Source organism: uncultured Nitratireductor sp. (assembly GCF_913053745.1).
Lineage (GTDB): Bacteria > Pseudomonadota > Alphaproteobacteria > Rhizobiales > Rhizobiaceae > Nitratireductor.
The window spans coordinates 1-13,490 of the sequence record NZ_CAJXGF010000125.1 but is presented as its reverse complement, the minus strand read 5'-3'; the positions used below and the strand labels follow the sequence as shown (position 1 = coordinate 13,490).

The window sequence follows — 13,490 nt, the reverse complement described above, 5'->3', positions numbered from 1 at the left end:
CGCGGCACCGAAATTTGACGGATTCATCACACTGCGAAGAATCGTCTGTTTTTTGACACGCAAAAACGTTAGGAAACCGGCATGGAACAGAATATCGCGCCGGAAACGAGCAGCTCCGAAAACACTGGCGACGCATCCGTGATGCGCCCCGCCGACAAGAAGGTTTTCGTCAAAACCTATGGCTGCCAGATGAATGTCTACGATTCGCAGCGCATGTCCGATGCGCTGGCGGCGGATGGTTATGCTCCGACTGATCAGATCGAAGAGGCGGACCTCGTTCTCCTCAACACCTGCCATATTCGCGAGAAGGCGGCGGAAAAGGTGTATTCCGAGCTTGGCCGCATTCGCCAGCTCAAGGAAGAGCGCAGCCAGGCCGGCCGCGAAACGGTGATTGGCGTGGCCGGATGCGTGGCACAGGCCGAGGGGCAGGAGATCCTGCGCCGTGCGCCTGCCGTGGATCTGGTGATCGGGCCGCAGACCTATCATCGCCTGCCCAAGGTGGTGAAGCGCGCGCTTGGCGGCGAAAAGATCGTCGAGACCGAATACGCCATCGAAGACAAGTTCGAGCATTTGCCGCAGCCGCAGAAGCGCGCAGTGCGCAATCGCGGCGTGACGGCGTTCCTCACCGTGCAGGAAGGTTGCGACAAGTTCTGCACCTTCTGCGTGGTGCCCTATACGCGCGGTTCGGAAATCTCCCGGCCCGTAGCGCAAATCGTCGCCGAGGCGAAGCGCCTTGCCGAAGGCGGTGTGCGCGAGGTGACGCTGCTTGGCCAGAACGTCAATGCCTGGCATGGCGAAGGCGCAGATGGGCGCGAATGGGGCCTTGGCGAACTCCTGTTCCGGCTGTCCGAGATACCGGGCCTCGACCGGCTGCGCTACACGACCAGCCATCCGCGCGACATGGACGACGCGCTGATCGCGGCGCATCGCGACCTGCCGAAGCTGATGCCCTATCTGCACCTGCCGGTGCAGTCCGGTTCCGACCGCATCCTCAAGGCGATGAACCGCAAGCATACGGGTGACGATTATCGCCGGCTGATCGACCGCATCCGCGAAGCGCGCCCCGATATCGCCATGTCGGGCGATTTCATCGTCGGTTTCCCCGGCGAGACCGATCAGGATTTCGAGGACACGATGCAGCTCGTGCGCGACGTGACCTATGCGCAGGCCTTCTCGTTCAAATATTCGCCGCGTCCGGGCACGCCGGGAGCGGATCTGGGCGATCAGGTGCCCGAAGCGGTAAAGAATGAACGGCTTCAGGCTTTGCAGGCCCTTCTTACTGAGCAGCAACATGCCTTTGTAAAAAGCCTTGTCGGCAGGGAAATGGATGTGCTTCTCGAGAAGCCCGGTCGCCAGCCGGGACAGCGTGTCGGCCGATCACCCTGGCTCCAGCCTGTGATTGTTGATGAAAAAGCCGGCGAAATCGGTGACATTATTCATGTTCGAATCACGCAGGCAGGCCCCAACAGCCTGTTTGCAGAACCGGTGTCGTAAAGGAGAGGCGTTTGACCGCCAGCACTGAGTTGATGAACCTGCCCTCCGGGGCGTCGGACATGGCACATATCGTGCTGACCTTCGATGACAACAAGCTGGCCAGTGCCCTCTACGGGCCATTCGACGAGAATCTGGCCCAGATCGAGCAGCGGCTCGGTGTCGACATCCGCTCGAAGGGCAATCAGCTTACCGTCAAAGGAGAGAGCGTGGCCGCCGCGCAGGCACGCCGCGCGCTCGATTATCTATACGATCTCCTGCAGAAGGGAACGGAGCTTGCTCCCTCCGATGTGGATGGCGCCGTGCGACTGGCCATCGCCGCCGATGAACAGCTCACCTTTCCGACCATGGAGAGCAAGGGAAAGCTCGCCGCCGCGCAGATTTCCACGCGCAAGCGTACCGTGCATGCGCGTTCGGCAAATCAGGATGCCTATATGCGGGCGCTGGAGCGCGCAGAATTGGTGTTCGGCATCGGTCCCGCCGGTACGGGCAAGACTTTTCTCGCGGTGGCCTATGCCGCCATGCTGCTGGAGCGTGGCGTGGTGGACCGCATCATTTTGTCGCGCCCGGCGGTTGAGGCCGGTGAGCGGCTGGGCTTTCTGCCGGGTGATATGCGTGAAAAGGTCGACCCCTATCTGCGCCCGCTCTATGACGCGCTTTACGATATGATTCCGGCGGAGAAGGTGGAGCGTGCACTGGCGGCCGATGTGATCGAGATCGCGCCATTGGCTTTTATGCGCGGCCGTACACTTGCCAATTCGGTGGTTATCCTCGATGAGGCGCAGAACACCACGCCGATGCAGATGAAGATGTTTCTGACGCGGCTTGGCGAGAATGCGCGCATGATCGTCACCGGCGACCCAAGCCAGATCGACTTGCCGCCCAATACCAAGTCGGGTCTCGTCGAGGCGCTCGAGGTTCTGGGCGATGTGCCGGGAATCGTCACGGTTCGCTTCGACGAGAAGGATGTCGTGCGCCATCCGTTGGTGGCAGCGATTGTCAAGGCCTACGACAGAAAGGCACGGGGCTGACCCGCGCGGGCTGATGGGTGGATTTCTTTCTTCCGGCGGTAAGCCGGCGATCGATATCGAAATTGCCGTCGAATCCGGCGGTTGGGCTTCGGAGACGGCGCTTCTGACGCTGGCGGAACGCGCCATCGGGGCGGTGGTTTCCATGATTGCGCTCGAATCTCAGCAGGGCGGCGCAGTCAGTCTGCTCTTTACGGATGACACCGCAATCCAGGTGTTGAACCGCGAATGGCGCGGCAAGGACAAAGCGACCAATGTGCTTTCCTTTCCGGCGCCTGAAATGATCGTGCCAGGGGCGGAACTGCCACCTCTCGGCGATATCATTCTCGCCTTCGAGACCATTGCGCGGGAAGCTGTGGATGAGCGAAAGCCTTTCGATCATCACCTGACGCACCTGATCGTTCACGGTTTCCTGCATATTCTGGGGTATGATCACGAAACTGATGGTGAAGCGGAAGAGATGGAAGATCTGGAGCGCAAAGTGCTGCAAACACTTGCCATTCACGATCCCTATGCCTAACTGAAGGGCTCAATCGAACAAACGGCCATGACAGAGAACACGATGATCGCGACGGGCGAGGTGTCCGGAGGCGAGACGAAATCCCCCGAGGAGGGGGAAGAGGGGTCTAGTAGGCCTCCTCAGCGAAGCCCCGGCAATCGCCTGTCCCTCTGGGAGAGATTGATGGCGGTGATCGGCATCAGAAACGGCTCCTCGCTTCGCGAGGATCTGGCGGATGCGCTGGACGAGCAGACCCACGATACAGCGGCTTTCTCGCCCGGCGAACGGGCGATGCTCAAGAACATTCTGCGTTTGCGCGAACTGCGTGTCGAGGATGTGATGGTGCCGCGCGCCGATATCGAGGCCGTGGATCTGAACACCACGCTGGGTGACCTTTTAAATGCTTTCGAGAAGTCCGGCCATTCGCGCATGCCCGTTTATGGCGAAACGCTGGACGACCCGCGCGGCATGGTGCACATTCGCGATGTCGTGAGCCACATTACGAAGACCGCCAGGGCGAAGAAGGGCCGCAGTCGTAAAGCGCCTGAACCCTCCGCGTTCGATCTCGGAAAGGTCGATCTCGACCGGACCATCGGCGACCTTAATCTTCCACGCTCCATCCTTTTCGTGCCCCCGTCCATGCTCGCGTCGGATTTGATGGCGCACATGCAGGCGTCCCGCACGCAGATGGCACTCGTCATTGACGAGTATGGAGGCACAGACGGTCTGGTCTCGCTGGAAGACATCGTTGAAATGGTGGTTGGCGACATTGAGGACGAGCACGACGATGACGCTCCCATGATCGAGCAAATCGGCGAGGACGCCTTCCTGGTGGACGCAAAAGCGGAAATCGAGGACGTCGCGGAAGTGATCGGCGAGGATTTTCACGCCGAAGAGCACTCCGAAGATGTCGATACAATCGGCGGCGTTATCTTCAATGTTCTGGGCCGCGTCCCGGCGCGTGGTGAGGTGGTGCAGGCGATTCCGGGTTTCGAATTTCAGGTTCTGGACGCCGATCCGCGTCGCGTTAAACGCGTGCGCATCGTTCACAACCGGGTGTCGGAGCGTCGCAGGCGCTCGGCACGCATAGGCGACAATTTGTAGCGCTCCGCTCGCAGTAGGCGCGAACTTCCCATCGGTTGCGCATGACAGTTTGCAGAGACGGTTTCAAACCTTCGCAAACTGCTGATACTGCTTGTCGAGTGATTCGGGCTTTGCGGATGGGTGAATGGAAAGCCTCGCCGGACGGATGATATTGCTGAGCGGATGGCGACGATCACTCGTCGCTTTCTTGGCCGGAGGCCTTGCTGCGTTCGCACAGCCGCCATTCGACTTTTTTGCAGCATGTTTTGTGGCGTTTCCCGTTCTCGTCTGGCTTCTGGACGGTGCGGTGGGAGATGGTCGCGGTCTGCGCGCGCTCGCGCTTCCGGCCTTCAAAACCGGTTGGTGGTTCGGGTTCGGCTATTTTTTGCTCGGATTGTGGTGGATCGGCAATGCGTTGCTGGTCGATGCCGATAATTTTGCCTGGGCTTTGCCGTTCGCGGTGCTCGGACTTCCAGCTTTATTGGCTGTTTTTTACGGTTTCGCGGCACTTCTGGCGCGACTTCTCTGGTCCGACGGGATTATGAGAATCGTCGCTCTTGCCTTTGCTTTCGGTGTAATCGAATGGATTAGGAGCATACTCTTTACGGGGTTTCCGTGGAGTGCAATCGGCTATGCGGCAATGCCGACATCGCTTAGCATGCAGTCGGCTAATATATTCGGCCTAACCGGTATGAATATCCTTGCCGTTTTTGTGTTTTCAATGCCAGCTTTGTTGGGTACGCGTCGGCACCTCATTCTGGGCGCTATACTTTCGATTGGACTTGTCGCCGCGCAATTTACTTACGGTTATCTGAGGCTTTCAAATGTGAGCGACGCCGGAGAGGGGATCCCCATCCGCATCGTTCAGCCGTCTATTCTTCAGACGGAAAAATGGGATGCTGCTGAGCAAACCCGCATTTTCAACACTCTTCTCGACCTTACGCGCAGGCCTGTCATCGACGATGCCCATAAGCCGAAATTAATCGTTTGGCCGGAGACAGCGGTGCCATTCCTGTTCACCGATCGTCCCGAGGCGCTGGTGCAATTGGGTGAGGTTCTGGATGACGACCAGATGCTGATCACCGGTGCGGTTCGCGCCGAGGCCGGAGATGGTTTGACGGCAACCCGTTATTACAACTCTGTCGTTGCGATCGGGCCGGACGGTTCCATCGTCGATGCCGTCGACAAGGTTCACCTCGTCCCCTTTGGCGAATACGTGCCGTTTTCTAACCTTTTGAATAAACTAGGAATTGAAGAGATGGTGCAGTCGGTGGGGCCCTTCACCGCAGGCGGGGTGCGCCATCCGATTTCGGTGACATCCGACATGCGAGCCCTGCCATTCGTGTGCTACGAGATTATTTTCCCATGGCTGGTTTCGCAGGCGGCCGAGCAGTCCGATGTTCTGCTCAACGTTACCAATGATGCCTGGTTCGGTGTGTCGCCGGGACCTTATCAACATTTTCGTCAGGCGCGGCTGCGCGCTGTTGAAAACGGCCTTCCGCTGGTTCGGGCGGCGAACTCCGGCATATCGGCGGTGGTCGATTCTTCCGGCAGGGTTATCAACGCATTCGACCTGAATGTCGTGGGGAGTATGGACGTCGTCCTGCCGATTGAAAAAAGGGAGAAATTTTATTTTACAAATCCGGGAACCAACGGACTGATTGTTGCGTTGGGATTCGGGGTGGTGCTTCTTGGAACAAGTATTGTTCAACGCTTGAGAGCGAATTGACATTGCCCCGTTCGGCTACGCATAGTGTGTAAGCCGACTACATGTGAACTCGATTTGACAGGCTTGGGGCTCTGGGAGGTCGATGACGTAGATCGGTGAATGGCAACCCCGTGCCGGATGGCGAGGGAATATATGAACAATAATAAGAAAAAACCGAATCCGATCGACATACATGTTGGCGGTCGGATCAGGCTAAGAAGAAACATGCTTGGCATGAGCCAGGAAAAGCTTGGTGAAAGCCTGGGCATAACTTTCCAGCAAATACAGAAGTACGAGAAGGGTACAAACCGCGTCGGCGCCAGCCGGCTGCAAGCAATCGCTTCGGTGCTGAGTGCGCCGGTATCGTTCTTCTTCGAGGGCGCACCGGGTGAAGACGCCGACGCCGGAAGGGGGATGGCGGAGGAGGGCGCCGATTTTGTCGTCGATTTTCTCAACAGCAGCGAAGGCGTTCAATTGAACCGGGCCTTCGCAAAGATCTCAGATCCGAAGGTTCGCCGGCGGATCATTGATCTGGTCAAAGTGCTGGCGGCCGAAAGTCAGGATTGAAGGCTTTCGGTTCATGCAACCGATCAAGTCGTCTTTCGAGCGCAGCAGATCAGCGGGGGATGGAAATTCCGTTCCCCGTTTTGCGTTGCGGGGCAACTGTTGTGCTTGACCTTCGCAGTGGAGCTTGGCTAACAGGGAGGCGCCTGTTGCCGACAAGTTGATCGGCTTCTTCTCAGAGGGGATACCCGTGGCGCGCAAAAACTATCTCTTTACAAGTGAATCCGTTTCCGAAGGCCATCCCGACAAGGTCTGCGATCGCATCTCAGATGAGATCGTCGATCTGGTTTATCGGGAAGCCAAGAAATCCGGCATGGACCCATGGAAAGTTCGCGTAGCGTGCGAAACGCTGGCGACGACCAATCGGGTCGTGATCGCCGGTGAAGTCCGTGTTCCCGAGAGCCTGCTCAAACGAGACAAGCAAAGCGGCGAGTTCGTTAAGGATTCAAAGGGCAACCCGCTCATCAATCCGTCGCGCTTCCGTTCGGCAGCGCGCCGCGCGATCCGCGCCATCGGTTATGAACAGGACGGCTTTCACTGGAGAACTGTGAAGATCGATGTGCTCTTGCACGGGCAGTCCCCCGACATCGGGCAGGGCGTGGACAACGCGGCCGACCGCCAGGGCGAAGAAGGTGCAGGCGATCAGGGCATCATGTTCGGATATGCCTGCCGTGAGACGCCGGACCTGATGCCGGCACCTATCTACTATTCGCACAAAATTCTTCAATTGCTCGCAGATGCGCGCAAATCGGGTGAAGGTGATGCTGCCAATCTTGGTCCGGATGCCAAGGCGCAGGTCACAGTGCGCTATGTGGATGGTAAGCCTTCGGAGGTAACCGAGATCGTTCTGTCGACACAGCACCTCGACGTTTCCTGGGACAGCAGGAAGGTGCGGGCGGTCGTTGAGCCTTATATTCACGAGGCGCTTTTGTCCGGTGGCATCAAGGTGTCGTCCGATTGCAACTGGTACATCAACCCGACCGGCAAGTTCGTCATTGGCGGACCGGATGGGGATGCCGGACTGACGGGACGCAAGATCATCGTCGATACCTATGGCGGTGCGGCGCCCCACGGCGGCGGCGCATTCTCCGGCAAGGATACGACCAAGGTGGACCGGTCTGCCGCCTATGCGGCACGCTATCTGGCGAAGAATGTCGTCTCCGCCAATCTCGCAGAGCGTTGTACAATCCAGCTTTCATACGCCATCGGTGTCGCCCAGCCATTGTCGGTTTATGTGGACCTGCATGGCACCGGCCGCGTCTCCGAGGAAGAAGTGGAGATCGCAATCCGCGAGGTCATGGACCTGTCGCCGAGCGGCATTCGCCGTCACCTCGATCTTAACCGTGCGATCTATGCGAAGACCGCCGCCTATGGTCACTTCGGTCGCAAGGCAAGCCGCGACGGTTCGTTCTCCTGGGAGCGCACCGATCTGGTGAAAGCGCTCAAACAGGCAGTTGCAAAAGCCGCGTAAGCGCGGCTTTGCCAATACCGGAAAGTCTCATGGCTGAAGAACGGCGCAAACGGGCTACAGAAGCCTTCTTCGGCCGTCGTCACGGAAAGCGTCTGCGTCCCAGGCAGACTGCGGCGCTTACCGCGCTTCTCGATAAGGCGCTCGTGTCGCTTGATCAAAGGCCGACCGATCTCACGGTGCTGTTTCCCGAACCTGTCGAGGAGGTGAGGCTCGAGATCGGTTTCGGGGGCGGTGAACACTTGCTCAATGGGCTTGCCCGTCACCCGCGGGTCGGGTTCATCGGCGTTGAACCCTTCGTCAACGGTATGGCCAAACTGGCTGCCGCTGTCGAAGAGAGTGGAGGTGTACCGGCGAATTTGCGGGTTTACGATGACGATGCGACGGCACTTCTGGACTGGTTGCCGGAGGCCTCGATCGACGGGATAGATCTGCTCTATCCGGATCCCTGGCCCAAAAAGAAGCATTGGAAGCGGCGTTTCGTGAACCGTATGAATCTCGACCGGTTCGCGCGTGTGCTGAAGTCTGGCGGCCGGTTTCGTTTCGCCTCGGACATCGACACTTATGTCGACTGGACGCTGCTGAAATGCGATGTGCATTCGGCGTTTCGATGGCAGGCGCAGAGCGCTGACGATTGGCGTCGGCCCTATGACGGCTGGCCAGGCACCCGCTACGAAGCGAAGGCGATCCGTGAAGGGCGGACCCCGGCTTATCTGACTTTCCTGCGGGTTTAGCCTGCGGCCCTATTCGCCGCGCATACCGTAGAACTGCTCCGGATCGATGCCGAGCCGGCGCAGATCTGCATCTTGTGCGCGGCGGCGATTTCGCACTGCAGCGGAGACGGCAACCGCGCTTTCGATTACGCTGAAAAACGTGCCAATTCCTGTCACGAATTTACGGGCAGACATAGTTCATCCTTTCATTGTGCGTTGCAGCATAGATTAAGGAAGCCGTGGACCAAATAGAAGCGGCGTTCGAGCAGGGCAGCCATGCAATTTTGTGCGGCGCAACATTTCGTGCGCCGAGGGGCATGACGCTTTGGCTTTTGCTGAGGCGCTCTTGAAAAGCGCTGTCATGTCGGCTATATCCCGCTCAAATTCTTGGTCGCTATGACGGAGAGTGGGTCCCGCCGGTCCCGCTCTTTTTTGTTAGATGCGGCCGTTCCGGAGGTCGGATGACGGCAATTTCACACGACAGGAATGGCGATGATCGGCTCATCCGCGAGAGCGGAATCGAGGCGCGTGTTGCTGCGATTATCATTCCTGTCCTTGGCGCCGTCGGATACCGACTGGTGCGCGTTCGCATGACCGCACAGGATGGCGCAACCCTGCAGATCATGGCCGAGCGGTCCGATGGCAGCATGACCGTCGAGGATTGTGAGGAGGTCAGTCGGGCGCTTTCACCCGTCCTCGATGTCGAGGATCCGATCGATACTGCCTATCAGCTTGAGATTTCGTCGCCTGGCATCGACCGTCCGCTGGTACGTAAGGCGGATTTCGCCGCGGCCGCCGGACATCTGGTCAAGATCGAGACCGCTATTTTGCTCGAGGGCCGCAAGCGTTTCCGCGGGTTTGTCGTTGAAAGCGACGAAGAGACCGTGACGATCGAACCGGAAACCGTCGAGGAGGACGGGGACGAAGATGTTCTCTACGGAATTCCCTTTGAGGCGATCGCCGAAGCACGGCTTGTTCTTACCGATGAGCTTGTGCGCGATGCCTTGAAGCAGGACAAGGAAGAGCGTCGCGAGCGCAAGCGCAATCGCCGCCCTTCCGCATCGGAAAGGGCCGCCCAGCGGTCTGTAAAACAAAACGCAACTGAGCCGGCCGGGGATGAAGACTCCGGAACCCACACTGAAGGAGAGTGACATGGCAGTCAGTGCGAACAGGCTGGAGCTTCTCCAGATCGCCGACGCGGTGGCCCGCGAGAAGTCCATCGACAAGCAGATCGTCATCGCCGCCATGGCCGACGCAATCCAGAAGGCCGCGCGGTCGCGCTACGGTCAGGAGACCAATATTCGCGCCGACATCAATCCGCAGACGGGTGAGATGAAGCTGCAGCGTCTGATGGAGGTGGTCGAGAACGTCGAAGAGCCAGCCCGCGAGATCTCCATGAAGGATGCGCGCACGCGCAATCCGGACGCCCAGCCCGGCGATTTTCTCGCCGAGCAGCTTCCGCCCATGGATTTCGGCCGCATCGCCGCACAGTCCGCCAAGCAGGTGATTGTGCAGAAGGTGCGCGAGGCCGAGCGCGACCGTCAGTATGATGAATACAAGGACCGTATCGGAGAGATCGTCAACGGCACCGTCAAGCGCGTCGAATACGGCAATGTCATTGTCGATCTGGGGCGCGGCGAGGCGATCATCCGCCGCGACGAGCTGATCCCCCGCGAAATCTTCAAATATGGCGACCGTGTTCGCGCCTATGTTTATGACGTGCGGCGCGAGCAGCGCGGTCCGCAGATTTTCCTGTCGCGCACGCATCCGCAGTTCATGGCGAAGCTCTTCACGATGGAAGTGCCGGAAATCTATGACGGCATCATCGAGATCCGCTCGGTGGCCCGCGACCCGGGTTCGCGTGCCAAGATCGCGGTCATCAGCCACGATTCCTCCATCGATCCGGTCGGCGCCTGTGTCGGCATGCGCGGCAGCCGCGTTCAGGCGGTTGTCGGTGAACTTCAGGGCGAGAAGATCGACATCATACCGTGGAACGAGAACGCCGCTTCCTTCATCGTCAATGCGCTTCAGCCGGCCGAGGTCGCCAAGGTGGTGCTCGATGAAGATGCCGAGCGCATCGAGGTGGTGGTTCCGGATGACCAGCTTTCGCTGGCCATCGGCCGGCGCGGCCAGAATGTGCGCCTTGCCTCGCAACTTACGGGCTGGGACATCGACATCCTGACGGAGGAGGAGGAATCGAGCCGCCGCCAGAAGGAATTCACCGAGCGGTCAGCGCTGTTCATGGAAGCTCTCAACGTCGATGAGATGGTAGGGCAGGTGCTGGCTTCGGAAGGTTTTACCAGCGTCGATGAAGTCGCTTACGTGGAGCCGGGCGAAATCGCGTCCATCGACGGTTTCGACGAAGAAACCGCCGAAGAAATTCAGATGCGCGCGCGCGAGTATCTCGAGCGTATTGAGGCGGAGTTCGACGCGAAGCGTCAGGAACTCGGCGTCGAGGATGAACTGCGCGAAATTCCTGGCATTACCACTGCTATGATGGTCGCGGTCGGCGAGGACGATGTGAAAACCATCGAGGATTTTGCCGGTTATGCGATCGACGATCTGGTCGGCTGGAAGGAGCGCAAGGACGGCGAGACGGTTTTCGAGCCGGGCGTCCTGTCCAAATTTGACGTATCGCGTGCAGAAGCCGAGCAGATGGTGGTTGCAGCGCGTCTCAAGATGGGTTGGATCACCGAGGAGGATCTCGCGGCCGAAGCTGAAGCCGATGAAACCGAGGACGGCGCAGAAGCTGCTGAGGATGCGCAGGCGCCCGAGGCTGCCGAAGGCGCAGAAGCCTGATATGGGCATTGGCATTGCGGAGCGCGCGAAAGTCCCCGTGACGCGTGAGAAGCGCCCCGCGATCCTGTTTTTGACGCATCCCTGCGGAGCTGTGCGATGACGCCCGGCAGCAGGATGTTCTGGAGATATCGTGGACGATATGAACGATCGCACATGCATTGTCTCGCGCACGGCGCGACCCGCGGAGGACCTGATCCGGTTCGTCGCGGGACCGGACGGTATGGTCGTTCCAGATCTCAAGCGCAATCTTCCAGGGCGCGGGTGCTGGGTTACCGCTGATCGGATTCACGTCGACAAAGCGGCGGAAAAGAACCTTTTCGCCCGGGCCCTGAAAACCTCGGTCAAGCCGCCCGAGAATCTTGGCGCGCTGGTCGACGAATTGCTCTCAAAAGCCGCACTTGGCGCTCTTGGGCTTGCGCGCAAGGCCGGAGCCGTGGCATTGGGTGCGGCGAAAGTCGAGGCATCTGTGCGCAGCGGCAAAGCGTATGGCGTGTTGCATGCGCGGGAAGCTTCGCAGGATGGGATACGCAAAATCACGGCCGCGCGATATGCAGTGGTGCATCTGGGCGGACCGACTATACCCGCTTACAAACTTTTTTCCGAAGAAGAAATGAGTTTGGCATTGGGGGCTACAAATGTGATACATGCTGCCGTGTTCGGGCGGGACGCGGGCAAGGCGGCGCTGAAACGCGTTAGGACGCTCGATACTTTTCGAGGCGAATGCGCGGATAAACCGGCAGCGGTTGCAGTGGGCACCGCAGAGGATGTGGAATGACGGATACGAAAACCGGTGACGACAAGACGCTGAGCGTCGACAAGAAGAAGACGCTGACGCTGAAGCGGCCCTCCGTCGAGCAGGGCACGGTGCGCCAGAACTTCTCGCATGGACGCTCCAAGTCTGTCGTTGTCGAGACGAAGAAACGCAAGTTCTCACGGCCTGACGAACGCGCCGAGACGGCGCCTGCGCCCGCGCCGGCACCCGCTGAAGCCAAGCCGAAGCCTGCTGCACCCAAGCCGGCCCCGCAGCGTCAGCGTGAGCGCCCGCGTCCGGCCCAGAGCGGCAATCGCTCCGGCGTCGTTCTCAACGAGCTTTCCAAAGACGAACTCGATGCGCGCAGGCGCGCCCTGCAGGATTCGAAGGTGCGTGAGGCGGAAGAGCGTAAGCGTGCCGCCGAAGAGGCGAAGCGTCGCGCAGAGGAAGACGAGCGCCGAGAGCGTGAGCGTGAAGAGTCCGCACGTCGTCAGGCGGAGGAAGACGCGCGACTGAAGGCCGAGGCCGAAGCGCGCCGCCAGGCAGAGGAAGACGCGCGTCGTCGCACGCCGCCGGCTGCGGAGGTGAAGTCCGAGCCGGATGTGGAAGAGGACGGTCGGTCGAAGGGTAAAGGTGCACCCGTTAAGCGAGCGGCACCCAAAACCGAGGCACCGCGCCCGGCTGCCAAGCCGCGCGGAGACGATCAGCGCCGCCGCGGGAAGCTCACGCTCAATCGCGCACTTTCCGACGATGGTGAAACGCGTGGGCGTTCGCTGTCCTCGATGCGCCGCCGCCAGGAGAAGTTCAAACGTGCTCAGCATCAGGAGCCGCGTGAGAAAATTTCCCGCGAGGTGGTTCTGCCTGAGACGATCACCATTCAGGAACTCGCGCAACGCATGACCGAGCGTGCCGTGGACGTGATCAAGTTCTTTATGAAGCAGGGGCAGATGCTCAAGCCCGGCGATGTCATCGACGCGGATACCGCGGAGCTGGTGGCTGAAGAGTTTGGTCACACCGTTAAGCGCGTCGCCGAATCCGATGTCGAGGAAGGTCTGTTCGACGTTACCGACAAAGCCGAGGACCTGAAGTCGCGTCCACCTGTCGTGACGATCATGGGTCACGTCGACCACGGCAAGACCTCGCTGCTCGATGCCATCCGCCACGCCAATGTCGTGTCCGGCGAAGCCGGCGGCATTACCCAGCATATCGGTGCCTATCAGGTCGAGCAGAACGGACAGACGATCACCTTCATCGACACGCCGGGCCACGCTGCCTTCACGGCGATGCGCGCGCGCGGCGCCGAAGCGACCGACATTGCCATTCTGGTGGTGGCGGCCGACGACAGCGTCATGCCGCAGACGATCGAGTCCATCAATCACATCAAGG

The 13,490-nt window shown here is 59.6% G+C and carries 13 protein-coding genes; 12 read left to right on the top strand and 1 reads right to left on the bottom strand.

Annotated features, from left to right (window positions below; translation table 11 throughout):
* Window positions 1-141: 141 nt before the first annotated feature.
* From miaB to QZ638_RS17780, 8 genes are all read left to right on the top strand, one after another.
* A complete protein-coding gene (gene miaB, locus QZ638_RS17815; RefSeq protein ID WP_295813258.1) occupies window positions 142-1,494 on the top strand; it encodes a tRNA (N6-isopentenyl adenosine(37)-C2)-methylthiotransferase MiaB in 1,353 nt (450 codons plus the stop codon).
* A gap of 32 nt (window positions 1,495-1,526) precedes the next feature.
* The gene (locus tag QZ638_RS17810; protein ID WP_366936256.1) at window positions 1,527-2,522 is read left to right on the top strand and encodes a PhoH family protein; all 996 of its coding nucleotides are present in this window, start codon (window positions 1,527-1,529) and stop codon (window positions 2,520-2,522) included.
* 13 nt (window positions 2,523-2,535) lie between these two features.
* On the top strand, window positions 2,536-3,039 hold the full coding sequence (gene ybeY, locus QZ638_RS17805) for an rRNA maturation RNase YbeY (RefSeq protein WP_295813254.1): 504 nt from the start codon (window positions 2,536-2,538) through the stop codon (window positions 3,037-3,039).
* 27 nt (window positions 3,040-3,066) lie between these two features.
* Complete coding sequence (locus QZ638_RS17800) at window positions 3,067-4,122, top strand: hemolysin family protein (RefSeq protein ID WP_295813253.1); 1,056 nt, start codon at window positions 3,067-3,069, stop codon at window positions 4,120-4,122.
* A 124-nt stretch (window positions 4,123-4,246) separates the two neighbouring features.
* The gene (gene lnt / locus QZ638_RS17795) at window positions 4,247-5,830 is read left to right on the top strand and encodes an apolipoprotein N-acyltransferase (protein WP_295813252.1); all 1,584 of its coding nucleotides are present in this window, start codon (window positions 4,247-4,249) and stop codon (window positions 5,828-5,830) included.
* Between the two features lie 132 nt (window positions 5,831-5,962).
* On the top strand, window positions 5,963-6,376 hold the full coding sequence (locus tag QZ638_RS17790) for a helix-turn-helix transcriptional regulator (protein ID WP_295813251.1): 414 nt from the start codon (window positions 5,963-5,965) through the stop codon (window positions 6,374-6,376).
* Window positions 6,377-6,563: 187 nt separating this feature from the next.
* On the top strand, window positions 6,564-7,844 hold the full coding sequence (metK, locus tag QZ638_RS17785) for a methionine adenosyltransferase (RefSeq protein WP_366936255.1): 1,281 nt from the start codon (window positions 6,564-6,566) through the stop codon (window positions 7,842-7,844).
* A gap of 29 nt (window positions 7,845-7,873) precedes the next feature.
* A complete protein-coding gene (locus QZ638_RS17780) occupies window positions 7,874-8,575 on the top strand; it encodes a tRNA (guanosine(46)-N(7))-methyltransferase TrmB (RefSeq protein WP_295813250.1) in 702 nt (233 codons plus the stop codon).
* 9 nt (window positions 8,576-8,584) lie between these two features.
* Here the strand turns inward: QZ638_RS17780 and QZ638_RS17775 are convergent, their stop codons facing one another.
* Window positions 8,585-8,749, bottom strand: coding sequence for a hypothetical protein (locus tag QZ638_RS17775; RefSeq protein WP_295813249.1), 165 nt, complete (start codon window positions 8,747-8,749; stop codon window positions 8,585-8,587).
* Between the two features lie 266 nt (window positions 8,750-9,015).
* Here QZ638_RS17775 and rimP point away from each other — a divergent pair, with 266 nt between their 5' ends.
* The 4 genes from rimP to QZ638_RS17755 all read left to right on the top strand — a co-directional run.
* Window positions 9,016-9,705 carry a ribosome maturation factor RimP gene (gene rimP / locus QZ638_RS17770; protein WP_295813248.1) on the top strand — a complete coding sequence of 230 codons (690 nt, stop codon included), beginning with the start codon at window positions 9,016-9,018 and terminating at the stop codon, window positions 9,703-9,705.
* A 1-nt stretch (window position 9,706) separates the two neighbouring features.
* Complete coding sequence (nusA, locus tag QZ638_RS17765; protein WP_295813247.1) at window positions 9,707-11,353, top strand: transcription termination factor NusA; 1,647 nt, start codon at window positions 9,707-9,709, stop codon at window positions 11,351-11,353.
* A 139-nt stretch (window positions 11,354-11,492) separates the two neighbouring features.
* On the top strand, window positions 11,493-12,128 hold the full coding sequence (locus tag QZ638_RS17760) for an RNA-binding protein (protein WP_295813255.1): 636 nt from the start codon (window positions 11,493-11,495) through the stop codon (window positions 12,126-12,128).
* A partial coding sequence (locus QZ638_RS17755) for a translation initiation factor IF-2 N-terminal domain-containing protein (RefSeq protein ID WP_295813246.1) occupies window positions 12,125-13,490 on the top strand: 1,366 nt, incomplete at its 3' end. The genes QZ638_RS17760 and QZ638_RS17755, both read left to right, overlap by 4 nt.

Excerpts from the sequence above, each read along its gene's own strand:
- miaB (WP_295813258.1), top strand. The coding sequence starts at position 142 with ATGCGCCCCGCCGACAAGAAGGTTTTCGTCAAAACCTATGGCTGCCAG.
- QZ638_RS17810 (WP_366936256.1), top strand. The coding sequence starts at position 1,527 with ATGAACCTGCCCTCCGGGGCGTCGGACATGGCACATATCGTGCTGACC.
- ybeY (WP_295813254.1), top strand. The coding sequence starts at position 2,536 with ATGGGTGGATTTCTTTCTTCCGGCGGTAAGCCGGCGATCGATATCGAA.
- QZ638_RS17800 (WP_295813253.1), top strand. The coding sequence starts at position 3,067 with ATGACAGAGAACACGATGATCGCGACGGGCGAGGTGTCCGGAGGCGAG.
- lnt (WP_295813252.1), top strand. The coding sequence starts at position 4,247 with ATGGAAAGCCTCGCCGGACGGATGATATTGCTGAGCGGATGGCGACGA.
- QZ638_RS17790 (WP_295813251.1), top strand. The coding sequence starts at position 5,963 with ATGAACAATAATAAGAAAAAACCGAATCCGATCGACATACATGTTGGC.
- QZ638_RS17780 (WP_295813250.1), top strand. The coding sequence starts at position 7,874 with ATGGCTGAAGAACGGCGCAAACGGGCTACAGAAGCCTTCTTCGGCCGT.
- QZ638_RS17775 (WP_295813249.1), bottom strand. The coding sequence starts at position 8,749 with ATGTCTGCCCGTAAATTCGTGACAGGAATTGGCACGTTTTTCAGCGTA.
- rimP (WP_295813248.1), top strand. The coding sequence starts at position 9,016 with ATGACGGCAATTTCACACGACAGGAATGGCGATGATCGGCTCATCCGC.
- nusA (WP_295813247.1), top strand. The coding sequence starts at position 9,707 with ATGGCAGTCAGTGCGAACAGGCTGGAGCTTCTCCAGATCGCCGACGCG.
- QZ638_RS17760 (WP_295813255.1), top strand. The coding sequence starts at position 11,493 with ATGAACGATCGCACATGCATTGTCTCGCGCACGGCGCGACCCGCGGAG.